General features: G+C 53.1%; 22 protein-coding genes. 13 read left to right on the top strand and 9 right to left on the bottom strand.

Annotated features, from left to right (window positions below; genetic code table 11):
* Positions 1-7 precede the first annotated feature (7 nt).
* Complete coding sequence (gene rne, locus BFV64_RS08480; protein WP_059373423.1) at positions 8-3,124, bottom strand: ribonuclease E; 3,117 nt, start codon at positions 3,122-3,124, stop codon at positions 8-10.
* A gap of 572 nt (positions 3,125-3,696) precedes the next feature.
* Between rne and rluC the strand changes: the two genes are divergently transcribed.
* On the top strand, positions 3,697-4,644 hold the full coding sequence (gene rluC / locus BFV64_RS08485) for a 23S rRNA pseudouridine(955/2504/2580) synthase RluC (protein WP_014883373.1): 948 nt from the start codon (positions 3,697-3,699) through the stop codon (positions 4,642-4,644).
* 74 nt (positions 4,645-4,718) lie between these two features.
* Here the strand turns inward: rluC and BFV64_RS08490 are convergent, their stop codons facing one another.
* The gene (locus BFV64_RS08490) at positions 4,719-5,876 is read right to left on the bottom strand and encodes a DDE-type integrase/transposase/recombinase (RefSeq protein ID WP_069601850.1); all 1,158 of its coding nucleotides are present in this window, start codon (positions 5,874-5,876) and stop codon (positions 4,719-4,721) included.
* Positions 5,877-6,020: 144 nt separating this feature from the next.
* Entirely contained in the window at positions 6,021-6,605 is a 585-nt protein-coding gene (locus tag BFV64_RS08495; protein WP_023332694.1) for a Maf family protein, read from the bottom strand.
* Positions 6,606-6,745: 140 nt separating this feature from the next.
* On the opposite strand from BFV64_RS08495, the gene yceD reads away from it, so the two are divergent.
* From yceD to fabF, 8 genes are all read left to right on the top strand, one after another.
* Positions 6,746-7,267, top strand: a complete 522-nt coding sequence (yceD, locus tag BFV64_RS08500) for a 23S rRNA accumulation protein YceD (RefSeq protein ID WP_014883375.1) — start codon at positions 6,746-6,748, stop codon at positions 7,265-7,267.
* A gap of 16 nt (positions 7,268-7,283) precedes the next feature.
* On the top strand, positions 7,284-7,457 hold the full coding sequence (gene rpmF, locus BFV64_RS08505) for a 50S ribosomal protein L32 (protein ID WP_003857964.1): 174 nt from the start codon (positions 7,284-7,286) through the stop codon (positions 7,455-7,457).
* Positions 7,458-7,537: 80 nt separating this feature from the next.
* Positions 7,538-8,572 (top strand): phosphate acyltransferase PlsX, encoded by a 1,035-nt coding sequence (plsX, locus tag BFV64_RS08510; protein ID WP_014883376.1) that lies wholly within the window; start codon positions 7,538-7,540, stop codon positions 8,570-8,572.
* 6 nt (positions 8,573-8,578) lie between these two features.
* Positions 8,579-9,532: a beta-ketoacyl-ACP synthase III gene (locus tag BFV64_RS08515; protein ID WP_023332696.1), complete on the top strand. Its 954-nt coding sequence runs from the start codon at positions 8,579-8,581 to the stop codon at positions 9,530-9,532.
* A 16-nt stretch (positions 9,533-9,548) separates the two neighbouring features.
* Positions 9,549-10,478, top strand: coding sequence for an ACP S-malonyltransferase (fabD, locus tag BFV64_RS08520; RefSeq protein ID WP_014883378.1), 930 nt, complete (start codon positions 9,549-9,551; stop codon positions 10,476-10,478).
* Positions 10,479-10,490: 12 nt separating this feature from the next.
* A complete protein-coding gene (gene fabG, locus BFV64_RS08525) occupies positions 10,491-11,225 on the top strand; it encodes a 3-oxoacyl-ACP reductase FabG (RefSeq protein WP_008500795.1) in 735 nt (244 codons plus the stop codon).
* 154 nt (positions 11,226-11,379) lie between these two features.
* Positions 11,380-11,616: an acyl carrier protein gene (acpP, locus tag BFV64_RS08530; protein ID WP_003857954.1), complete on the top strand. Its 237-nt coding sequence runs from the start codon at positions 11,380-11,382 to the stop codon at positions 11,614-11,616.
* 91 nt (positions 11,617-11,707) lie between these two features.
* Complete coding sequence (gene fabF, locus BFV64_RS08535; RefSeq protein WP_014883379.1) at positions 11,708-12,949, top strand: beta-ketoacyl-ACP synthase II; 1,242 nt, start codon at positions 11,708-11,710, stop codon at positions 12,947-12,949.
* 62 nt (positions 12,950-13,011) lie between these two features.
* Here fabF and BFV64_RS08540 read toward each other — a convergent pair whose 3' ends face one another.
* The 6 genes from BFV64_RS08540 to BFV64_RS08565 form a co-directional block, all read right to left on the bottom strand.
* Complete coding sequence (locus BFV64_RS08540) at positions 13,012-13,533, bottom strand: fimbrial protein (protein WP_045282243.1); 522 nt, start codon at positions 13,531-13,533, stop codon at positions 13,012-13,014.
* Positions 13,534-13,539: 6 nt separating this feature from the next.
* On the bottom strand, positions 13,540-14,067 hold the full coding sequence (locus BFV64_RS08545; RefSeq protein ID WP_045282242.1) for a fimbrial protein: 528 nt from the start codon (positions 14,065-14,067) through the stop codon (positions 13,540-13,542).
* A 16-nt stretch (positions 14,068-14,083) separates the two neighbouring features.
* Positions 14,084-15,085 (bottom strand): fimbrial protein, encoded by a 1,002-nt coding sequence (locus BFV64_RS08550; protein ID WP_023332700.1) that lies wholly within the window; start codon positions 15,083-15,085, stop codon positions 14,084-14,086.
* A complete protein-coding gene (locus BFV64_RS08555) occupies positions 15,076-17,619 on the bottom strand; it encodes a fimbria/pilus outer membrane usher protein (RefSeq protein ID WP_063861568.1) in 2,544 nt (847 codons plus the stop codon). The genes BFV64_RS08550 and BFV64_RS08555 overlap by 10 nt, the downstream gene beginning before the upstream one ends.
* Before the next feature lie 38 nt (positions 17,620-17,657).
* Entirely contained in the window at positions 17,658-18,329 is a 672-nt protein-coding gene (locus tag BFV64_RS08560; protein WP_069601919.1) for a fimbrial biogenesis chaperone, read from the bottom strand.
* 78 nt (positions 18,330-18,407) lie between these two features.
* The gene (locus BFV64_RS08565) at positions 18,408-18,947 is read right to left on the bottom strand and encodes a fimbrial protein (protein ID WP_014883385.1); all 540 of its coding nucleotides are present in this window, start codon (positions 18,945-18,947) and stop codon (positions 18,408-18,410) included.
* 392 nt (positions 18,948-19,339) lie between these two features.
* On the opposite strand from BFV64_RS08565, the gene pabC reads away from it, so the two are divergent.
* The 4 genes from pabC to holB are packed head-to-tail and all read left to right on the top strand — an operon-like array spanning position 19,340 to position 22,805.
* Positions 19,340-20,149: an aminodeoxychorismate lyase gene (pabC, locus tag BFV64_RS08570; protein WP_014883386.1), complete on the top strand. Its 810-nt coding sequence runs from the start codon at positions 19,340-19,342 to the stop codon at positions 20,147-20,149.
* Position 20,150: 1 nt separating this feature from the next.
* Positions 20,151-21,173: a cell division protein YceG gene (gene yceG, locus BFV64_RS08575; protein ID WP_045282239.1), complete on the top strand. Its 1,023-nt coding sequence runs from the start codon at positions 20,151-20,153 to the stop codon at positions 21,171-21,173.
* On the top strand, positions 21,163-21,804 hold the full coding sequence (gene tmk / locus BFV64_RS08580) for a dTMP kinase (protein WP_014883388.1): 642 nt from the start codon (positions 21,163-21,165) through the stop codon (positions 21,802-21,804). Before yceG ends, tmk begins: the two co-directional genes overlap by 11 nt.
* The gene (holB, locus tag BFV64_RS08585) at positions 21,801-22,805 is read left to right on the top strand and encodes a DNA polymerase III subunit delta' (RefSeq protein WP_045282238.1); all 1,005 of its coding nucleotides are present in this window, start codon (positions 21,801-21,803) and stop codon (positions 22,803-22,805) included. The genes tmk and holB overlap by 4 nt, the downstream gene beginning before the upstream one ends.
* Position 22,806 lies beyond the last annotated feature (1 nt).

Consider the following 22,806-nt stretch of genomic DNA (forward strand, 5'->3'; position numbering starts at 1 on the left):
GCGTCCGTTATTCAACAGACTGCGGACGGGTGGCTGGTGCAGTTGCCTTGTGCGTAGCACTGTGACCACCGGCTGCACCTTTACCTTCGAAGTTGAATTCCGGGCGAACCCAGTCGCTGTGACGCGGTGCTTCAGGCACATAATCCGGTGCCGGAGCACGTGTCATCGGCGCTGTTGCAACGTGAACTGGCGCAGGCGCGGCGACAATCTTAACCGGCTCTGGCTCCACTTCAGGCGCTTTCACGTCTTCGACAACCGGTTCAACCTGAATCTCAACGTCCTGAACAACGTCTTCAGCGGTGGTTTCGACGATGGCTTCAGCGGTCTCTTCCACTGCGGCTACAGGTTCAGCCTCTTCAGCGACGTCCTTAGCGACCACGACATCTTCTTCAGCAATCAGCTGTGGAGCGGCTTCAACCGGCGCGGCAATCACTTCAGGGTGCGTGGTTTCGACTTCTACAGCCTGAGGTTCTGCTGTTTCAACAGCCTGAGGCTTAACCACGGTTGCGGCTTCAGTCACGACCTCTTCAACCGCGGCGACATGTGCAATCACCTCTTCGGTCACAGCCTGTTCTTCAACAGCCTGCTCCGGGCGAGCAACCGGGTAACGGATCCAGACTTTGCCGGATGCCATTTCAGGTGACGCGCACGCGACGGTCAACGGCATTGGAGACTGAGTCGGGTAACGCTCGTCACGGTAACGACGACGACGCTGGCCGCTGACGCGCAGATGACGCGGAGAACGACGTGAACGGCGCGGCATGCCTGCGTTGTCACGGTTTTCCCCATTCTCATCCTGCTCAACGTGATTTTCCACAACGGCTGGCAGATCAACTTTTGCAATCTGCGTACCCGTTGCGGCTTCCGGTACTTCAGCCGCTACAGCTGCGGTTTCTTCTGCCTGAGGAGCACCAATGCGCACTTTCTGCGTCAGCTGGCGCTGCTTACGACGTGGCATAACCTGAGTACGTTCTTCCTGCTCGCTGTCCTGCTGCTCTACAGGCTCTTCGCGGTTCAGGTTTTTGACGTCCTGCTGGGCCTGACGTTTCTCGTCGTTACGACGACGGCTACGTTCGCGACGTGGCTGCTGGTCGTCACGCTGTTTGCCCTTCTCAGACTCATCGCCCGCCTGCTGGCGAATTTCACGATCTTCAACGTTCTGCTGTTGTTTCTCGCGACGGTTGCGACGGTTGTCTTCGCGTTGCTCACGGCCTTCGCTGTTGTCTGAACGGTTGTCACGACGGTCGTTACGATCGTTACGGTCGTTGCGGTCATTACGATCGCGGCGGTTGTTCTGACGTTTACGACGATCCTGCTGACGCTCAGGTTTAGCCGCTTTTGGTTCTTCTTTCGGCTGCTCTGGCTGGACTTCTTCACCCGCAAACATCTTTTTCAGCGCGCCGAAGAAGCGGCTCAGCAGACCCTGTTGCGCCGGCTGGGCTTTCGGTGCCGCGGCTTCTGGTTTCTGCACGACAGGTTTAGTGACCGGTTTTTCCAGGGCCGCTTCTGGCGGTGCTTCTGGCATGATGAAGGTGGCTAACGCAGGCTGCTCTGGCAGTTTGCGCTCGGCGGGTTCCTCATCGGAAGGCAGCGCCATCTCTTCTTCGTGCAGTTTCGGCAACAGATAGCTGAGCGTGCTGGTCTCTTCACCTTTACGGACACGCAGCACATGGTAGTGCGGGGTTTCCATCTGGTCGTTTGGCACGATGATGCAGCGAACGCCGCCCTGACGTGCTTCGATAGCACTCACTGCAGCACGTTTTTCGTTCAGCAGGTAGGAGGCAATTGGCACAGGGACAATGGCGTGAACCTCTTTGGTGTTCTCTTTCAGCGCTTCTTCTTCAATCAGACGCAGGATAGAGAGGGAGAGAGATTCGTTATCACGTACGGTACCGGTGCCGGAGCAGCGCGGACAAACGTGATGGCTGGATTCACCCAGCGACGGGCTCAGACGCTGGCGGGACATCTCCAGCAGGCCGAAGCGCGAGATATGGCTAATCTGGATACGTGCACGATCCTGACGTACCGCTTCACGCAGGCGGTTCTCGACCGCACGCTGGTGGCGGACCGGCGTCATGTCGATGAAGTCGATAACAATCAGACCACCCAGGTCGCGCAGGCGGAGCTGGCGGGCGATTTCATCTGCGGCTTCAAGGTTGGTGTTGAAGGCGGTCTCTTCGATGTCACCGCCGCGTGTGGCACGTGCGGAGTTGATGTCGATTGCGGTCAGCGCTTCTGTTGTATCGATTACGATAGAACCGCCAGAGGGCAGGCGCACTTCACGCTGGAAGGCGGACTCAATCTGGGATTCAATCTGATAGTGGCTGAACAGCGGGATTTCGCCGGTGTACAGTTTGATTTTGCTGGTGAAATCCGGACGACCCAGTGCGGCGATGTGCTGGCGAGCCAGTTCAAGCACTTTTGGGTTGTCGATCAGGATTTCACCGATGTCCTGACGCAGGTAGTCACGGAAGGCACGCACGATAACGTTGCTTTCCTGGTGGATCAGGAACGGAGCAGGGCGGCTTTCTGCAGCTTTCTGGATAGCTTCCCAGTGCTTCAGACGGAAGCTTAAGTCCCACTGCAGCGCTTCGGCAGATTTGCCCACGCCTGCGGTACGCACGATAAGTCCCATGCCATCCGGCAGCTCAAGGCTTGCCAGCGCTTCTTTCAGCTCGGTACGGTCATCACCTTCGATACGGCGAGAGATGCCACCCGCACGCGGGTTGTTTGGCATCAGCACCAGATAGCTCCCTGCCAGGCTAATAAAGGTCGTCAGTGCGGCACCTTTGTTGCCACGCTCTTCTTTATCAATCTGGACGATAACTTCCTGACCTTCACGCAGAACATCTTTGATGTTTGGGCGGCCATGGGCGTTGTAGTTGGCAGGGAAATATTCGCGGGCGATTTCTTTCAGAGGGAGGAAACCATGACGCTCAGCACCGTAATCAACAAATGCAGCTTCAAGGCTGGGTTCAATGCGGGTGATTTTACCTTTGTAAATGTTCGCTTTTTTCTGTTCGTGTCCAGGACTTTCGATATCCAGATCGTACAGGCGCTGCCCATCCACAAGGGCGACACGCAACTCTTCTTGCTGAGTTGCGTTGATTAACATTCTTTTCATCGTAACTTACTCGTTATTCTTACATTGACGACAAAGCTGCGGGCAAGGTGACGCTTTCCGGGGTATGAACCGATGGCCTCGTGTCTGTTCACGTCGCCAACCTCACGGTTGTCGCTCGCTTAAGAGGCGCAGAGTGTCGGTTGCCTGTATTTCATACGGAAACACAGCGCAATTATCAGGGGAATTGCCTGGGTAGAACTCTCCAGAGAACAATCCTTATACCGGGAAGTACTGCAACCCGCAGCCCGCTAACTGCCTGAAAGATCAATACGTCTTACGCCATTGCTGCGTGGATGATCGGTCAGGCAAAATTGGTCATTCCGTCAACATCCTTACGTAACCAGGATTTAACACGGAAAACGGCTTCATTATTCCACTGCTCGCCGGGTTATAGCAAGATGACTTTTACCAATTATCACCCGGTTACTCACAGTTTCTTCACTTCAAAACGGTGATTGGTTTAATAACCACCAAATCGATTGCGTGAAACGGGGTGCAGGCCGGACAAAAGTAAATATAAGCATAGAAAAATGAGTGGCGCTAATGGCTGACGATATTTAGAATCGCCAACCATGAAAACAGAGACTCCAGCCGTAAAAATGGTTGCTATCGCGGATGATGACGCGGGGCAACGTATCGACAACTTTTTGCGTACCCAACTGAAAGGGGTGCCAAAGAGCATGATTTACCGCATCCTGCGTAAGGGCGAGGTGCGGGTTAACAAAAAACGCGTGAAGCCCGAGTACAAACTCGAGGCGGGTGATGAAGTGCGCATTCCGCCGGTGCGCGTTGCCGAGCGTGAAGAAGAGACCGTTTCACCTAAATTACAGAAAGTGGCGGCTCTGAGTGATGTGATCCTGTATGAAGACGACCACATTCTGGTGCTGAACAAGCCGTCAGGGACCGCAGTCCACGGCGGTAGCGGCCTGAGCTTCGGCGTGATTGAAGGGTTACGCGCGCTGCGTCCGGAAGCCCGTTTCCTCGAGCTGGTTCACCGTCTTGACCGTGATACCTCCGGCGTGCTGCTGGTGGCGAAAAAGCGTTCCGCGCTGCGTTCCCTGCATGAGCAACTGCGTGAGAAAGGCATGCAGAAAGATTATCTCGCGCTGGTGCGCGGTCAGTGGCAGTCCCATGTGAAAGTGGTTCAGGCGCCGTTGCTGAAGAACATTCTGCAAAGCGGTGAGCGCATCGTCCGCGTAAACCAGGAAGGGAAACCGTCTGAGACGCGCTTTAAAGTTGAAGAGCGCTATGAGTTTGCCACGCTGGTACGCTGCAGCCCGGTGACGGGGCGTACCCATCAGATTCGCGTGCATACGCAGTTTGCGGGCCATCCGATTGCGTTTGATGACCGCTATGGCGATCGCGAATTTGATAAGCAGCTGGCGGGAACCGGCTTGTCTCGTCTGTTCCTGCATGCGGCTGCGCTGAAGTTTACCCATCCGAATACCGGGGAAGTCATTCGTATTGAAGCGCCGCTGGATGAGCAGTTGAAACGCTGCCTGAAGGTTTTGCGCGGCTGATTATGTGCCGGGTGGCGCTGCTGTATGACCGGATACATAGGTGACAGATCAGACCGGGAACATAGGTAACACTTTTAGTCTATCCGGAGCACACTCTGGGTTTTTCGGTCGTAGTACGCAAGCGTTATCCCATTAAAGATGATGGCCTCAAGGCCATCATCTTGTTCTTCCAGCATGATGTACTCCCCAGTCAGTGCTTCACTCAGGAACACCGTACCCTTTTTTCCCATATAGAGGGTCCCCCTCGATTTCACCCTGTAGACTGTACCTCCTTCCGGATAAGCATATTCAGGAACACGGCCATCCCAGTGTCGGTTTGAGGGTTGCCATACCGTTCCGGGCGTTGCTCCCGCCAGTGCTTCATGCGGCCTTTCGTAGTTAAATTCTTTCCGGTAGTCACTGAACCACCGCTGTTGTTCTTCCATCGTCATGAAGGTGTTGCCCTGTTTCACCGCACTTTTCAGGGAGCGGTGCATTCGCTCATGGCGGCCATTTTCTTCCGGATGCCCCTTTCTGATACGCTCCGGCCTGATGCCCAGCTTGATTAGCCAGACGGCAAGACGACTTAATCCGGCTATTCCTGTTCCCGCGAAGGGCTGGCCGTTATCGGTTCTAAGCACTTCCGGCAGACCATATTCCAGGAACGCATCCGTCAGGCACTCTCTGACAAAGGGTTCACTCTCACGGTGTGTTCCCCGGCAGCTGAGCAGATACCGGCTGTGATTATCGGTCAGGGTGAAAGGATGGCAGTACTCTCTGCTGAGCAGCCTGAACTTGCCTTTAAAATCAGCGCTCCAGACCTGATTGTTCTCACTGATGATGGTCAGGGGCTGGCGATTGCCTGGTGTTCTGCGTTTTCGTTTTTTATCCGGAACCAGGCCTTCGCACTTGAGGATATCGCCGATAGTGCTGGCGGCAGGTACGGTAAAATCGACGTGATGATTGAGCAACCACATCCGCAGTTTTTTTGGCCCCCAGTCAGGGTGTTTTTGACGCAGGGCAGTCAGGTGTCCGGCGATATCATCAGGAACCGTCCGGGAGTGGGAGCGTGGCGCACGCGACCGGTCCGAGAGAGATGACAGGTCAGAAGGGTCAAAACGCTGAAGCCATTTATAGCCGGTTTTACGGCTGATGCCAAAAAGACGGCAAAGCGCGGAGAAGGAATCCGTACCTGCATGGCAGGCACGGATAAAATCAAGGCGTTGCATAGGTCGGGTCTCAGTCCAGGGCATAGCGAGTCTCCTCTTCTATGCCAGTTATAACTGTTACCCATGTATCCGGTCTAAAGTGTTACCCATGTTTCCGGTTCATACCCTGCGCTTACCCGGCCTACGAAACCTGTAGGCCCATGCAAGCGAAGCGCCTCTGGGCAAACGTCACAGGGTCAGCGGATTACACGCTTCTCTGCGTAACATCTGGCACAGCGCTATCAACGGTAACCCCACCAGCGTATTCGGATCGCGTCCGTCCAGCTTGTCGAATAGCGCAATCCCCAATCCTTCACTTTTAAAACTTCCCGCACAGTTCAGCGGACGCTCCCGGCGTACATAATCCATGATCTCCTGCTCGCTGAGATGGCGGAAGTGCACGTCAAAAGGCTCACACTCCGTTTGCAGATGACCAGAGGCGGAGTTATAGAGCGCCAGACCCGTATAAAAGGTCACAATGTTGCCACGCGCCTGCATAAGCTGTTTGAACGCGTTCTCTTCAGTGTGCGGTTTACCTGTTATTTCTCCGTCCAGCACACAAACCTGATCGGAGCCTATAATCAAGTGTGAAGGATAGCGCGCGGCGAGCGACTGCGCCTTCTCCTTAGCGAGACGGCTCACCAGATGTCGTGGTGATTCACCAGGCTGTGGCGTTTCATCAACATCCGGTGCGGCACATTCAAACGGGATCCCTAGCTTTTCCAGCAACATTCGGCGGTAAGGAGAAGTGGAGGCAAGGACGAGATTTGGCATATTTTTATCACCAGATATAGCGTATCGATGCCAGCCATTTTAAACTACAGGCCGCAATGTGTGCGAATAATTGGCAAAAGGCAGCTCTGGTTGCCTTTTTCTTTGACTCTATGACGTTACAAAGTTAATATGCGCGCCCTATGCAAAAGGTAAAATTACCCCTGACTCTTGATCCGGTTCGTACGGCTCAAAAACGCCTCGATTACGAAGGTATTTATACTTCCGATCAGGCTGAGCGTATTGCCGAATCCGTAGTCAGTGTGGACAGTGATGTAGAATGCTCCATGTCGTTCGCTATCGACAACCAGCGTCTCGCCGTTTTAACCGGTGATGCAAAGGTGACGGTAACCCTCGAGTGTCAGCGTTGCGGGAAACCGTTTGTACAGCATGTTCACACAACGTATTGTTTTAGTCCGGTTCGTTCTGACGAACAGGCTGAAGCACTCCCGGAAGCGTATGAGCCGATTGAGGTTAACGAATTCGGTGAAATCGATCTTCTGGCTCTGGTTGAAGATGAAATCATCCTCACCTTGCCAGTGGTTCCGGTGCATGATTCTGAACACTGTGAAGTGTCCGAGGCGGACATGGTCTTTGGGGAATTGCCTGATGAAGCGCAAAAACCAAACCCATTTGCCGTATTAGCCAGCTTAAAGCGTAAGTAATTGAGGAGTAAGGTCCATGGCCGTACAACAGAATAAACCAACCCGTTCCAAACGTGGCATGCGTCGTTCCCATGACGCGCTGACTGCAGTTACCAGCCTGTCTGTAGACAAGACTTCTGGTGAGAAACACCTGCGTCACCACATCACCGCTGACGGTTTCTACCGCGGCCGCAAGGTTATCACTAAGTAATCACGCGTCAGCGTGATTAGGCTTAGTGAGGATTTCCCCGTGCAAACGGGGAAGTTACCGAACCAGGCTGCGACGATACCTTGACACGTCTAACCCTGGCGTTAGATGTCATGGGGGGAGATTTTGGCCCTTCCGTGACAGTGCCTGCAGCATTGCAGGCACTGAATTCTAATTCGCAACTCACACTTCTTTTAGTCGGCAATCCCGACACAATCACGCCATTACTTGCAAAAGCTGACTTTGAACAACGTTCACGTCTGCAGATTATTCCTGCGCAGTCAGTTATTGCCAGTGATGCCCGGCCTTCGCAGGCGATTCGCAACAGCCGTGGGAGCTCAATGCGGATCGCGCTGGAGCTGGTGAAAGAAGGGCGAGCGCAGGCTTGCGTCAGTGCGGGAAATACCGGCGCGCTGATGGGGCTGTCGAAATTATTGCTCAAGCCGATTGAGGGTATTGAGCGCCCGGCGCTGGTGACGGTATTACCGCATCAACAAAAGGGCAAAACGGTGGTGCTGGATCTCGGTGCTAACGTGGATTGTGATAGTACCATGCTGGCTCAGTTCGCCGTGATGGGATCGGTGCTGGCGGAAGACGTGGTCGGGATTAAGAATCCCCGCGTGGCGTTATTAAATATTGGTGAAGAAGAGACCAAAGGCCTGGACAGCATTCGCGAAGCTGCTGAAATGCTCAAACAGGTTCCCTCCATCAACTATATTGGTTATCTCGAAGCCAATGAGTTGCTGACGGGGAAAACGGACGTTCTGGTGTGCGATGGCTTCACCGGGAACGTCACGTTGAAGACCATGGAAGGGGTCGTGCGCATGTTCCTTTCTCTGCTGAAATCTCAGGGAGAGGGCAAAAAAAGTGCCTGGTGGCTAATTTTATTGAAGCGTTGGTTACAAAAAAGCCTGACGCGGCGATTCAGTCACCTCAACCCCGACCAGTATAATGGCGCCTGTCTGTTAGGATTGCGCGGCATTGTGATTAAGAGTCACGGAGCCGCCAATCAGCGAGCATTTTCTGTCGCCATTGAACAGGCAGTGCAGGCGGTGCAGCGACAAGTCCCTCAGCGGATTGCCGCTCGCCTGGAATCTGTATTAGCTAAAAGTGACTGAGCGTACATGTATACGAAGATTTTAGGTACCGGCAGCTACCTGCCAAAACAAGTGCGTACCAACGCCGATCTGGAAAAAATGGTAGATACGTCTGACGAGTGGATTGTCACGCGCACAGGTATCCGTGAACGTCGTATCGCCGCGCCAGACGAAACCGTGTCCACCATGGGTTACGAAGCCGCACAGCGTGCTATCGAAATGGCGGGCATTGATAAAGAACAGATTGGCTTGATCGTGGTCGCTACGACGTCTGCCACGCATGCTTTCCCTAGCGCAGCGTGCCAGGTGCAAAACATGCTCGGTATTAAAGGCTGCCCGGCGTTTGACGTTGCCGCCGCGTGTGCAGGCTTTACCTATGCGCTGAGCATTGCCGATCAGTATGTTAAATCGGGTTCCGTAAAATATGCGCTGGTGATCGGTGCTGACGTACTGGCGCGTACCTGCGATCCAACCGATCGCGGGACGATCATTATTTTTGGTGATGGTGCAGGCGCGGTGCTGCTGGGGCAGTCCGAAGAGCCGGGTATCATCTCTACGCATTTGCATGCCGATGGTCGCTACGGTGAACTGTTAACGCTGCCTAACGCCGATCGCGTTAATCCGGATAACGCTATTTACCTGACCATGGCGGGTAATGAGGTGTTCAAGGTGGCGGTGACTGAGCTTGCGCACATTGTCGATGAGACGCTGGAAGCGAACAACCTTGAACGTACCGCACTCGACTGGCTGGTACCGCATCAGGCGAACCTGCGTATCATCAGCGCGACCGCTAAAAAGCTGGGCATGTCGATGGATAACGTTGTGGTGACGCTGGACCGTCACGGCAACACCTCTGCGGCGTCAGTACCGTGCGCATTTGATGAAGCGGTACGCGACGGACGAATCAAACGGGGCCAGTTGGTCTTGCTTGAAGCCTTCGGTGGCGGGTTCACCTGGGGTTCCGCGCTGGTTCGTTTCTAGGATAAGGAATAAAAAAATGACGCAATTTGCTTTCGTGTTCCCGGGCCAGGGTTCTCAAACCGTTGGGATGTTGTCTGAAATGGCAGCAAACTACCCGGTCATTGAAGAGACTTTTCGTGAAGCTTCTGACGCGCTGGGTTATGATCTGTGGGCGCTGACTCAACAGGGTCCGGCCGAAGAGCTGAACAAAACCTGGCAGACCCAGCCAGCATTGCTGACCGCCTCCGTTGCACTGTGGCGCGTCTGGCAGCAGCAGGGTGGTAAAGCCCCCGCGCTGCTCGCGGGTCATAGCCTGGGAGAATACTCTGCGCTGGTCTGCGCCGGTGTGATCGCGTTTGCTGACGCGGTGCGTCTGGTAGAACTGCGCGGTAAATTCATGCAGGAAGCGGTGCCGGAAGGCACGGGTGGCATGTCTGCCATTATCGGCCTGGATGATGCCGCGATTGCAAAAGCGTGTGAAGAGTCTGCTGAAGGTCAGGTGGTTTCTCCGGTTAACTTCAACTCGCCTGGCCAGGTTGTTATCGCCGGTCATAAAGAAGCGGTTGAACGTGCCGGTGCTGCCTGTAAAGCTGCAGGCGCGAAACGTGCACTGCCGCTGCCGGTGAGCGTGCCGTCTCACTGTGCACTGATGAAGCCCGCTGCCGAGAAACTGGCGGTTGAGCTGGAAAAAATCACCTTTAACGCACCGACGATTTCCGTTGTGAACAACGTCGATGTGAAATGCGAAACCGCGCCGGAAGCCATCCGCGACGCGCTGGTTCGCCAGCTCTACAGCCCGGTACAGTGGACCAAAACCGTTGAGTTTATGGCCGCTCAGGGCGTTGAGCAACTGTATGAAGTCGGCCCAGGTAAGGTCCTCACCGGTCTGACAAAACGTATTGTTGACACCCTGACAGCGTCCGCGATTAACGAGCCGGAAGCGATGTCAGCGGCACTCTCGCAATAAAAGAGGAATACCATGAGTTTTGAAGGAAAAATTGCCCTGGTCACTGGCGCAAGCCGTGGTATCGGGCGCGCAATTGCTGAAACACTGGTTGCGCGCGGCGCGAAAGTGATTGGTACAGCAACCAGCGAGAATGGCGCTCAGGCCATCAGCGAATATCTGGGTGCAAACGGTAAAGGTCTGGTACTGAATGTGACCGAACCTGCATCTATCGAATCTGTTCTGGAAAATATTCGTGCAGAGTTTGGCGAAGTGGATATTCTGGTAAACAATGCCGGGATCACTCGCGACAACCTTCTGATGCGAATGAAAGATGATGAGTGGAACGATATTATCGAAACCAACCTGTCATCTGTATTCCGTCTGTCAAAAGCGGTAATGCGCGCTATGATGAAAAAGCGTCATGGTCGTATTATCACTGTTGGTTCTGTGGTTGGTACCATGGGAAATGCTGGTCAGGCTAACTACGCTGCGGCGAAAGCGGGTCTGATTGGTTTCAGTAAGTCGCTGGCGCGTGAAGTCGCGTCCCGCGGGATTACTGTAAACGTTGTTGCTCCGGGCTTTATTGAAACGGACATGACGCGTGCGCTGACCGATGAGCAGCGTGCGGGTACACTGGCGGCAGTTCCTGCGGGTCGTCTTGGCGACCCTAAAGAAATCGCCAGTGCGGTTGCATTTTTAGCCTCTGACGAAGCGGGTTACATCACTGGTGAAACCCTCCACGTCAACGGCGGGATGTACATGGTTTAATCACGATCGAAAATATTTGCGTTATTAGGGCAAATGGCCTCAAAATAACGTAAAATCGTGGTAAGACCTGCCGGGATTTAGTTGCAAATTTTTCAACATTTTATACACTACGAAAACCATCGCGAAAGCGAGTTTTGATAGGAAATTTAAGAGTATGAGCACTATCGAAGAACGCGTTAAGAAAATTATCGGCGAACAGCTGGGCGTTAAGCAGGAAGAAGTTGTGAACTCCGCTTCCTTCGTTGAAGACCTGGGCGCAGATTCTCTTGACACCGTTGAGCTGGTAATGGCTCTGGAAGAAGAGTTTGATACTGAGATTCCGGACGAAGAAGCTGAGAAGATCACCACCGTTCAGGCTGCCATTGATTACATCAACGGCCACCAGGCGTAAGTGAACATCTCCAGGCGGTCATTCGACCGCCTGAGTTTTATCTTTTTTAGTCCCACGAATCTCTTTTTTTATCCCTCCCTGGAGGACAAACGTGTCTAAGCGTCGTGTAGTTGTGACCGGACTTGGCATGTTGTCTCCTGTCGGCAATACCGTAGAGTCCACCTGGAAAGCTCTCCTTGCCGGTCAGAGCGGCATCAGCCTAATCGACCATTTCGATACTAGCGCCTATGCAACGAAATTTGCTGGCTTAGTAAAGGATTTTAACTGTGAAGAGATCATCTCGCGCAAAGAACAGCGCAAGATGGATGCCTTCATTCAATATGGAATTGTCGCTGGCGTTCAGGCCATGCAGGATTCTGGCCTTGAAATTACGGAAGAGAACGCAACCCGTATCGGTGCCGCTATCGGCTCCGGGATTGGCGGTCTTGGCCTGATCGAGGAAAACCATACATCCCTGATGAATGGCGGCCCGCGTAAAATCAGCCCGTTCTTCGTTCCGTCCACGATTGTTAATATGGTGGCGGGTCACCTGACCATCATGTTTGGCCTGCGTGGTCCAAGCATTTCAATCGCGACTGCTTGTACGTCTGGCGTACATAACATCGGCCAGGCCGCGCGCATGATTGCGTACGGCGATGCAGATGCTATGGTTGCGGGTGGTGCAGAAAAAGCCAGTACCCCTCTGGGTGTCGGTGGTTTTGGTGCAGCGCGTGCGCTCTCTACCCGTAACGATAATCCTCAGGCGGCAAGCCGTCCGTGGGATAAAGACCGTGACGGTTTCGTACTGGGTGACGGTGCGGGCATGCTCGTGCTGGAAGAGTATGAACACGCGAAAAAACGCGGCGCGAAAATTTATGCTGAAGTCGTTGGCTTTGGTATGAGTAGCGATGCTTATCACATGACGTCTCCTCCGGAGAATGGCGCAGGTGCTGCGCTGGCAATGGAAAACGCGATCCGTGATGCGGGCATTACGCCAGCTCAGATTGGCTACGTTAACGCGCACGGTACCTCTACACCTGCAGGCGACAAAGCGGAAGCTCAGGCTGTTAAGTCCATCTTCGGCGAGTCTGCCAGCCGCGTACTGGTCAGCTCCACAAAATCCATGACCGGTCACCTGTTGGGTGCGGCGGGTGCAGTAGAGTCAATCTACTCTATCCTTGCGCTGCGCGATCAGGCGGTTCCACCAACCATCAACCTGGATAACCCGGATGAAGGTTGCGATCTGGACTTCGTGCCTCACGAAGCGCGTCAGGTTAGCGGTATGGAGTACACCCTGTGTAACTCCTTCGGCTTCGGCGGTACCAATGGCTCGCTGATTTTCAAACGCGTGTAATGGTTTCTTGCCCATAAAAAACGGAGCGCATAGCGCTCCGTTTTTTTTAGTTCACATTTTCGTTACTGATAGGTGAAAGTGAACTGGACGGTGGTGTTAAATTCGCCTGCCGTGACGGTTCCCGTAGGGGTATAGAGGCGGGCCGCGAGAGGGAACTGCGCATAGTGCGTTGTTCTGTCTACATCGACGGTAATCGAGCCCGCGGGTGAGATCTCGGTGAGATGATCGCGGGTCATGATCTGCATCGCCATGCCTGTTGCATCCCCGCTGCTATTAGCAAATTTTGTCTGATCGTCACTGTCTGAATCGCCGGTCAAGGTAGCCTTAACACGTGTCGTTGAGCTGGGGCAGGATGAAAGCGTGAGTGAAAAATCCTGCCATTCTCCGGTTGCCCCAACGCGACTAAAGTTTACCGCTCGTGCTTGATCGAACCTTACTGTCTGATTTTTGGATCCCGTATCCACGGTACAGGCAGACGCCACGACCGTGCCGCTCAGATCGATAGTGGTTGCCTGCGCGGAGCTACAAAGTGCAAACACCAGGCATGCGAGAGTAGATTTTACCCGTTCTATCATCATCCCCATCCTGCATTACTGATAGGTAAAGGTGGCCTGTGCCTGGCCGATAATGGTGCCTGGCATCACGTTGCCGTTGGAAACGGCGCGGGCACGCATTTTCAAATCATAGGCGTGCGTACTGCTGCTGATGGCGACATTTTGCAATGTGGCGCCACTCTTGTAAGCCGTGTTAGTCGTTTCGTCGGTCAACTCCAGCTTCAGGTTAGTGGCCGTTCCGGTATTTTTATAATAGTTAGTATCGGTATCCGTTGTACCGCCAAAAGTAACGCTAAAGCTGGACGTTGAAGCAGGGCAGTTTGTTAATGCAAGCGTAAAGTTAGTCCAGTTTGTTGCACTTCCGGCAGTGGCCAGACTATCAGCCTGTATATTGTCACCTAATTTTACCGCCAGCGAGGGGCTATCTCCATTGACCACACAGGGTGAGGCAACAACCGTGCCTGTAATGTCAATATTGACCGAGTTGGCTGAACACGCGCCAGAAAACAGACCTCCGCAGAGCGTTGCCAGAATCGCTATTTTTTTTCCATTCGCGATATTCATTTTCATTCCTTATGTATTAGTTGTAGGTTACTTTAAGTTCAATGGCCGATTTCACATTGCCAGCAGTAACGGTTGCAGCGTCATCAATATAATAAGCGACCTTAAAATCGGGCAGGGTGTAGTCGCCTGACCCGTCATAAAGGCCCAGATTGATCTCACTGTTGATCTTATGTGCAGAACCATCGGCGTTCTGTACCTGAATATAGACATTGCTGGCGTAACCATCGCCAGTGACCGTATTTAATACCCCATTATTGGCATTGTGTGCGCCGTATACCGCGAATAAGTTATAGGTGATCCCATTAATCGCGCCAGGGCAGTTTTTCAACTCAACTTTGGGTACGTCGGTAATGTTTGATGCGCCACTTGCCAGGCTTGCACCATACAGTGGGGATAATTTTATTTCCTTTGGTGCGTTAATAGTACAGGCAGTTACAATTGGCTGACTGACTACGCCGGACAGAATCAGGCCCGAATCTAACGCAACACCATCACCATCAGGGTTATGTACGTTCATGGTTACGTCGGGGACAGAAATAATAGTACCTGCTGGTATTTTTTCACTTAATCTGACCAGGCGATACCATACATGGTAGTAACCGTCACGCGCGCTACCATCGACAATTGGCAGATTGATGCGGTAATTGGGAGCTGTGGGATTATCTTGCGGTGAATATCCCGGTACAGATGAAACATGGACCTGATATTGAATACCAATACCTGGATTGCTTGTTGCCCAGGTCACATTGTCGGCAAGTAATTGTCCGTTAACAGACAAATCAATATAGGAGTTTTTTCCTTCGCCGGGGATAGTCTCGGTATAAATGGAATCATTATCATACCAGTCTGTCGTGCCGCCCACGACATTCGGTATAGATAATGTAGAAAATCCATGGTGCATGACATGGAAAGATTGAACTTCAATATAATTTGCGTAGGCGCAATTTATGCCTGACAGACCACATGGAATAAAAATAACAGGGGTTAGCCATTTTTTAAGCATTTTATTTAACGACATGATGCGTTGACCTCTACAATTGCGCTTGATGATGTGCTCTCTGGTAATTGCCAGCGGGTATGACACTGCTTATTTGCACCCCATTTAACGGTTGCACTTCCCTGAAGTGACATACCAGCCAGATAAACCTGTCCACCATCACCGACAATCGAGGTGGTTTTTGCGTTCTTGTCGTCAGTCACGATTGCACCAAACGGAACAGGGCGCCCGTCACGACGGGTTAACGTCATCAAAACGCGTTTACCCACACGTGTGTCAAAATGTGCCCGGACAATAGCCCCTCGGGTTGGCGTAACCGTTTTCGCAGAAAGCTCAACGTCGGCATCATCCGGCAGTTGTTCGGTATTCAGCGACAGCGTGTTTTCACGGTATGGGCTGATAAACGGCACAACGGTATAGCCGCGGAAATCGGTGCTGACGCCCGTCTGGTTAGTGATATCAACACCGCTTGCTCCCGGCGCTTCAACCAGAGCGACGGTCCCACCTAATTCCTGACTCAGCGTAATGCCATTTGCATGCGCAACCACACCGCCGCTGATACCATAATTTACCCGGCGCTGATCGTGGTCGTAACTGTAGGCGCTGTTCATTCTGGCATAGGTACCCTGATAGTCCAGGCTGGCGCTACCACCGTTACCCTCATCGTGGTTCGTCTCGCTTTCCTGCACGCTCCAGTTGAGGTTCTGATCTTGCAGCGCGGTGCCATTCAGCCCGACCGTATGGCTGGTGCTGCCATGTTTACTGGTATTGAGGTTGTAGGTGGCGCGACTGCTGCTGAGCCAGCGATCCAGCGGCACGCTGATACTCATTGAGAACACCTGGTCCTCGCTGTAAACGGTGTCGCTGTCGCGGGCATCAGTGGTGTTACGGTTAAAGCTGTAGTTCAGGCTCCAGGTGATGCCGTTCCAGCTGTTGCTGTAACCCGCGCCGATTGAGCGCATTGTTCGGTCGCTGTTCCAGTAATCCTCGCTGATGGCGTTTAACGAGATGGACCCCGCGCCTTCCCAGAGATTCTGGTTAAGCAATATCTCGGCACGATTACGCCGGCGTTCGGTATTGTCCTGCCAGTTACTGTCCCGCCAGGTGTCGAGTACTTCCTGCAGGGTGTAATAGCCTGAAGTTGAGTAGCGATAACCCGAAATGGCGATATTGGTCCCCGTTTCGAGAATGTTTTTACTGTAACGAACCCGCATTGACTGGCCGATCGCTTTTTCCTGATCCTGTTGGGTTGACCAGGCCTGCGTGCCATCGACGGATACGGCTCCCAGCCCACCAAAGTTTTTACCGATCCCCACAAGTAGCGACTGATAATGTTGCGATAGCTGTCCGCCGCCGTAGGCGGTAAATCCTGCTGGCAGGCCGTAGATGGCCGAGCCCTGAGTAAAGAATGTTTTATCGACGGCGCTGTCGTAAGGACGGTACTGACCGCTGGTCAGGCTGTACTTTAAACGACCTTCACGCTGTAGAACCGGCAGTGAGGCGAAGGGGACCAACTGGTGCTGTTCGCTGCCGTCAGCTTCTTTAATCGTCACGTCCAGATCGCCGCTACTGCCCGTGGGATACATGTCAGTGATCTCAAATGCCCCCGGCGACACATAGCTTTGGTAAATGGTGTAGCCGTTTTGTTTAATGATGACCTGGGCGTTGGTCCGGGCAATTCCGCGAACCACCGGTGCGTAGCCGCGCAGGCTGTCAGGCAGCATGTCGTCATCGGAGGCCAGTTGCGCACCCCGGAAAGGCACGCTGTCAAACAGATCGGAAGGGGAGTTGCTTTCGCCAAGTGTCAGCTGACTTTTGAGCGCGATAATATTTCGCTGAGCGTAGGTATATGCCGAATCCCAGTTATTCTGGGTATTGTCGCCGCTGGTATTGCGTGACCAGGTGCTGTAGTTACGAACGCGCCATGGGCCGATATTTAGCCCTGGGCGCAGGTTCAGGTAATAGCTGTCTGAATCGGTCATATCAGAGTGACGAGCCTGGGTGTTGCCGCCTGTAAAGCTGTAATTAAGCAGCAGTGCATTGATGCCTTCATCCAGGCGTTCTGGAGCAACATATCCACGCGCCTGGTTATTCATCGCCGCCTGAGGGATGCTCAACAAAAGTTGCTGTTTATTGAAGACGAACTGAGTAGCAGCGTTGGGAATAGCGGCCAGGTTTGCGCAATGGTTCTCTCCGGTCAGTTGCGGAAATTGCTCGGTTCGGACGCCAAAGTCACGTAGCATCTCCATGCTTATGCACGGTTGCAATGATGTCTGGCCGTGACTGTCCTTTTGCATGCTAAATTCAATGTCATGTGTGCCAGTCAATGTCTGATTGACCAGCACGTCAACGCGATAAGTACCCGGCATTTGGCCAACACCTTCTTCAAAGGCACTCAGGTCAGAAATGTCTTTACCTGGACCGTCAATACCCAGTAGCGCGGGGTTAAAATATTCCCGGGCACAGGCAGGGTGCGACAACGAGAACGTACACTGCAATGCGATGAAGCAGGCCAGCCTGGTTGGCGAGATCTTATTTTTTTTAGCTCTGATCATTCCGTGATCCTTTCGGAGTCCGAGTATCTAATGAGTGATTACTGCGTCTGGTGTTCCGCGCCAGCTGCGCCGAAGTCACTGATAATTTTCCAGCGAATATTGCCTTTGGCATTTGCCGGAAGACTGAAGGTCGCGCTGGACATGGGCGCAACGTATGTCGCATCCGTAACCGTACTGGCACCGACTTTGACTTCGCTGAAGTTCATGTAATAGGGGGTTGGGTTACTGACCGTAAGCTGTTGATCGCTGCGTTTCCAGCTAAGCTTGCTGGCAAACTTTTCCGGCATCTCAGTAAGCGATGCGGGGCGATAAATGAGTTTGATACGTGTCTTAATCGCAATCTGTAGGGTATTTACGTTGTCTAACTTTTCTGTTGCCGGAATGGTTTTAATGTTCATCCAGAACAGTGACTCACGATCCTGTGGCAGATTCCCGCCCGTATTAATAATACGCAGTTTGTTTTCTTCATTGCCAGCTAAGCGGAACAGGGGCGGCGTGACGATAAACGGTGTTTTACTGGTGTCGTTTTCAACTTTATCAACCCATGACTGAATTAAATAGGAGTATGGGTCTGGGTTTTTGACGTCCAGGGAAGATTCTTTTTTGTCTGCATGGTATATAATGCGAGTGCCTCCAATAATAACACCCGCTTGCGCTGTTGCCATTGAAAAAACAAATGCAGCGGCGATTAATGAATTCACTAATTTCATCTGGTTAACCTCAAAATAGCAATGCCGGGAAGCCCCGGCATTGCTTATAGCCAAAGGCGGAAATTTATCGCGCGATGATTAATTGTATGCCAGCGTAAAGTTAGCGGTACCGTTAGCGGAACCCGCCTCAACGGTAGCGGCAGTTGCGATATACTGTGCGCTGAAATTCATGGTAGCGGTGCCAGCAGTCGCATCGATGGTCGCTGCTTTAGATGCGGTTGCCAGCGGTAACGCGGTGCCGTCGCCGTTCAGCAACTGAATAGCAACGCCTTTGGCAACGCCAGTGGTGCCTGCGCCGGTGACTTCCAGATAGTCATTATTAGTGGCGTCTGGTTTGCCGGTGTATTTCACAACAACAGCTTTGCCTTTCAGGTCTGCCGGGCACTCAGACAGTTTCAGAGTAAAGCGAGTATTCGCGGCAACGGAACCAGCCTCTGGCAGAGCAGTTTTAGCGATATCACCTAACTTGACGGTCTGCGGTGCGGTCATGGTGGTGTCAATTTTACAACCTTGCTCGATGATATTACCGGTGAAATTTACCTGTCCATCATCGGCCTGCGCGGCAGAAACCATTCCGAGTGTAGTGATTAAGGCAACAGCCGCTACTTTTCCTTTCATTGATAATGTCCTTGAAGAGTGTGATTGATATAAAACACAGGTGAGTACTCATGGCACACGATGTGATGATGCTCGATAGTTTTCAGCAAGAAACATTGTCTTGTGTTTTTAAAACTATCTTGCGCACTTGGGTATTCACATGGGGGATTATATCTATGTGCTAAAATATGAACTATAAACTATATCTAATGAGTGTTTTTAATTTAACTTTAATAATCCTCTCCGTGAATAATATTTCATTTATTCATTAATAGATGAATAGCATTTCTCTCATGTATACAGGCGTAGGCGCGCCCAACCTTCCTGTGCTTTTTTACATTTATTCGAAGATAACAGACTTGCGATATCCTCTTTCACCTGCCACCCTAGTCAGGTATTTATATGGAGGGTGAATGTATCTAATTAATGGTGAGTTACAAAAAAAGTTAGATGTGAACGATCGTAGCGTTCAGTTTGGGGATGGTTGTTTTACCACTGCTCGAATTAGCGGCGGCGTTGTTTCACTTTTCAGCCACCATCTGACACGTTTGCAGACGGCCTGCACAAGGTTGGCTATCCCGTTTGATGCATGGGAAACCCTTGCTGCGGAAATGCGGGATATGGCGCAAAAGCAGGGTGACGGGGTGTTAAAGGTTGTTATCACGCGTGGAGCTGGCGGTCGCGGCTATAGCCCCGCAGGCTGTCAGCAACCGGTGCGCATCCTGAGCGTTTCTGAATACCCAACGCATTACGCACGCTGGAAAGAAACCGGCGTAACGCTTGCTCTCAGCCCGATCCCCTTGGGTCGCAACCCTTATCTTGCAGGAATGAAGCACCTCAACCGCCTTGAGCAGGTGTTGATTCGTTCTCATCTTGAGCAGACGGATGCCGATGAAGCCCTTGTCCTTGACAGCGATGGGTGGCTTACGGAATGCTGTGCCGCAAATCTGTTCTGGCGCTGTGGGCAGGATGTCTTTACCCCACGCCTCGATCAGGCGGGCGTAAACGGCATTATGCGGCAGTTTATTATCGCCCAACTGGCACTGACCGCGTATCGCGTTGTCGAAGTGAATGCGCCGCTAACGGCGCTCGCGCAGGCTGATGAAGTGCTTATCTGCAACGCGCTAATGCCGGTTGTCCCCGTACAGCGCTACGCAGAGCGAGAGTGGCCCGCGCGCGAACTTTACCACTATTTAGCCCCAATTTGTGAGTCGTCCGATTAGCATGATGAAACTGTTACGCCTTGTTCTGTTACTGTTGGTTGTCCTCGGCGCTGCCGCCGGCGTCGGTGTATGGAAAGTTTTCCAGCTGGCGGACAGTAAGATCCTCATTAAAGACGAGACGATTTTTACCCTTAAAGCCGGTACCGGGCGGATGGCGCTGGGCGAACAGCTTTACAGCGATAAAATCATCAACCGCCCGCGCGTGTTCCAGTGGTTACTGCGTATCGAGCCGGAACTGTCTCACTTCAAGGCCGGTACCTATCGTTTTACGCCCGGCATGACCGTCAGGGAGATGCTGCAGCTGCTGGAAAGTGGCAAAGAAGCGCAGTTCCCGCTGCGTTTTGTCGAAGGAATGCGACTGAGCGATTACCTGAAACAGCTGCGTGATGCACCCTATATCAAGCACACTCTGAAAGATGATCGTTACGAGACGGTCGCCGGGGTGCTGAAATTTGAGCATCCTGAGTGGGTGGAAGGCTGGTTCTGGCCGGACACCTGGATGTACACCGCGGGCACGACGGATGTCGCAATTCTTAAACGGGCGCACAAAAAGATGGTCGCGGCAGTCGATTCCGCCTGGGAAAGGCGTATGGAAGGGCTGCCCTATAAAGATCAAAACCAGTTCGTGACCATGGCTTCGATCATCGAGAAAGAGACTGCCGTTGCTGCCGAGCGCGATCGGGTCGCGTCGGTATTTATCAACCGTCTTCGCATTGGCATGCGTCTGCAAACCGATCCTACCGTTATTTACGGCATGGGCGAGCGCTACAACGGAAAGATTTCGAGGAAAGATCTCGAGACGCCAACGGCGTATAATACCTACGTCATTAACGGCCTGCCGCCGGGCCCGATTGCAACGCCGAGCGAGGCGTCGCTTAAAGCCGCCGCGCATCCGGCCAAAACACCGTATCTCTATTTTGTGGCTGACGGAAAAGGGGGGCATACCTTTAACACCAACCTTGTCAGTCATAATCGCTCTGTTCAGGACTATCTGAAGGCACTTAAGGAAAAAAATGCGCAGTAAATACATCGTCATTGAGGGACTCGAAGGCGCGGGGAAAACCACCGCTCGCGACGTAGTGGTGGAAACGCTGAACGCGCTTGGCGTCACTGACATGGTCTTCACCCGAGAGCCAGGCGGCACTCAGCTGGCTGAGAAACTGCGCAGCCTGGTGCTGGATATCAAATCTGTTGGCGACGAAGTTATCACTGACAAAGCCGAAGTGCTGATGTTCTATGCGGCCCGCGTCCAGTTGGTTGAGACGGTGATTAAACCCGCCCTGGCCGATGGCAAGTGGGTGATCGGCGACCGTCACGATCTGTCCACTCAGGCGTATCAGGGCGGGGGACGCGGTATTGACCAGACAATGCTGGCAACGCTGCGTAATGCCGTATTGGGTGATTTTCGCCCGGACCTGACGCTCTATCTGGATGTCACTCCGGAAGTGGGCCTCAAACGCGCCCGCGCGCGCGGCGAGCTGGATCGCATTGAACAAGAGTCCTTTGATTTCTTTAACCGCACCCGCGCACGCTATCTTGAGCTGGCCGCGCAGGACAGCTCAATTCGTACCATCGATGCGACGCAATCGCTGGAAGACGTCACGCAAGACATCCAGCAGACCGTTACGCAGTGGCTACAGGAGCAGCAGGCATGAAATGGTATCCATGGTTGCGCCCGCACTTTGAACAGCTGATCAACAGCTATCAGGCCGGTCGGGGGCATCATGCGTTACTGATTCAGGCATTGCCGGGGATGGGGGATGATGCGCTAATTTACGCCATTACCCGTTTCCTGATGTGCCAGCAGCCTGAAGGGCACAAAAGCTGCGGGAAATGCCGTGGCTGCCAGCTGATGCAGGCGGGCACGCATCCTGACTATTACACGCTGGCGCCTGAGAAGGGCAAAAGCGCGCTCGGTATTGATGCCGTGCGTGAAGTCAGTGAAAAACTGTACGAACATGCGCGACTGGGCGGGGCGAAAGTCGTCTGGCTCAACGACGCTGCATTACTGACCGAGGCGGCGGCTAACGCGCTGCTCAAAACGCTGGAAGAGCCGCCGGAGAAAACATGGTTCTTCCTCTCATGCCGCGATCCGGGCCGATTGGTGGCAACGTTGCGCAGCCGCTGTCGTCTTCATCACCTTGCGGTGCCCCAGGAATCATGGTCATTGAGCTGGCTAGAACGCGAGGTGACAACGTCACAGGAAGGTGCGCTCTCTGCGCTTCGCCTGAGCAGCGGCGCGCCCGCAGCGGCGCTGGCATTACTGCAACCCGATGTCTGGTCGCAGCGAGAAACGCTCTGTAAGGCCGTCGAGGCTTCGCTCAACAGCCAGGACTGGTTGAGCTTGCTGCCTGCACTGAATAGCGATCGGGCCGTTGAGCGTTTGCACTGGCTGGCGTCCTTACTTTTGGATGCGCTAAAGCTCCAGCAGCGGGCAACGCTACTGACAAACCCGGACGCGTGGCCACTGGTGAACCTGCTGGCGAGCCGCCTTTCAGGAACGTCCTTGCACGCTATCCTTCATGATATCTGCGAAAGCCGGGAACAGCTTTTAACCGTAACGGGTCTTAATCGCGAGCTGTTACTGACCGACCAGTTACTGCGTATTGAACATTACCTGCAACCAGGCGTTACGCCGCCTGTTTCCCATCTCTGAG

The organism is Enterobacter kobei (assembly GCF_001729765.1).
In the GTDB taxonomy this organism is placed as follows: Bacteria; Pseudomonadota; Gammaproteobacteria; order Enterobacterales; family Enterobacteriaceae; genus Enterobacter; species Enterobacter kobei.

What these genes read in the sequence shown, in the direction of transcription:
- rne (WP_059373423.1), bottom strand. Translation starts at nt 3,124, where the DNA reads ATGAAAAGAATGTTAATCAACGCAACTCAGCAAGAAGAGTTGCGTGTC.
- rluC (WP_014883373.1), top strand. Translation starts at nt 3,697, where the DNA reads ATGAAAACAGAGACTCCAGCCGTAAAAATGGTTGCTATCGCGGATGAT.
- BFV64_RS08490 (WP_069601850.1), bottom strand. Translation starts at nt 5,876, where the DNA reads ATGCCCTGGACTGAGACCCGACCTATGCAACGCCTTGATTTTATCCGT.
- BFV64_RS08495 (WP_023332694.1), bottom strand. Translation starts at nt 6,605, where the DNA reads ATGCCAAATCTCGTCCTTGCCTCCACTTCTCCTTACCGCCGAATGTTG.
- yceD (WP_014883375.1), top strand. Translation starts at nt 6,746, where the DNA reads ATGCAAAAGGTAAAATTACCCCTGACTCTTGATCCGGTTCGTACGGCT.
- rpmF (WP_003857964.1), top strand. Translation starts at nt 7,284, where the DNA reads ATGGCCGTACAACAGAATAAACCAACCCGTTCCAAACGTGGCATGCGT.
- BFV64_RS08515 (WP_023332696.1), top strand. Translation starts at nt 8,579, where the DNA reads ATGTATACGAAGATTTTAGGTACCGGCAGCTACCTGCCAAAACAAGTG.
- fabD (WP_014883378.1), top strand. Translation starts at nt 9,549, where the DNA reads ATGACGCAATTTGCTTTCGTGTTCCCGGGCCAGGGTTCTCAAACCGTT.
- fabG (WP_008500795.1), top strand. Translation starts at nt 10,491, where the DNA reads ATGAGTTTTGAAGGAAAAATTGCCCTGGTCACTGGCGCAAGCCGTGGT.
- acpP (WP_003857954.1), top strand. Translation starts at nt 11,380, where the DNA reads ATGAGCACTATCGAAGAACGCGTTAAGAAAATTATCGGCGAACAGCTG.
- BFV64_RS08540 (WP_045282243.1), bottom strand. Translation starts at nt 13,533, where the DNA reads ATGGGGATGATGATAGAACGGGTAAAATCTACTCTCGCATGCCTGGTG.
- BFV64_RS08545 (WP_045282242.1), bottom strand. Translation starts at nt 14,067, where the DNA reads ATGAATATCGCGAATGGAAAAAAAATAGCGATTCTGGCAACGCTCTGC.
- BFV64_RS08550 (WP_023332700.1), bottom strand. Translation starts at nt 15,085, where the DNA reads ATGTCGTTAAATAAAATGCTTAAAAAATGGCTAACCCCTGTTATTTTT.
- BFV64_RS08555 (WP_063861568.1), bottom strand. Translation starts at nt 17,619, where the DNA reads ATGATCAGAGCTAAAAAAAATAAGATCTCGCCAACCAGGCTGGCCTGC.
- BFV64_RS08560 (WP_069601919.1), bottom strand. Translation starts at nt 18,329, where the DNA reads ATGAAATTAGTGAATTCATTAATCGCCGCTGCATTTGTTTTTTCAATG.
- BFV64_RS08565 (WP_014883385.1), bottom strand. Translation starts at nt 18,947, where the DNA reads ATGAAAGGAAAAGTAGCGGCTGTTGCCTTAATCACTACACTCGGAATG.
- pabC (WP_014883386.1), top strand. Translation starts at nt 19,340, where the DNA reads ATGTATCTAATTAATGGTGAGTTACAAAAAAAGTTAGATGTGAACGAT.
- yceG (WP_045282239.1), top strand. Translation starts at nt 20,151, where the DNA reads ATGATGAAACTGTTACGCCTTGTTCTGTTACTGTTGGTTGTCCTCGGC.
- tmk (WP_014883388.1), top strand. Translation starts at nt 21,163, where the DNA reads ATGCGCAGTAAATACATCGTCATTGAGGGACTCGAAGGCGCGGGGAAA.
- holB (WP_045282238.1), top strand. Translation starts at nt 21,801, where the DNA reads ATGAAATGGTATCCATGGTTGCGCCCGCACTTTGAACAGCTGATCAAC.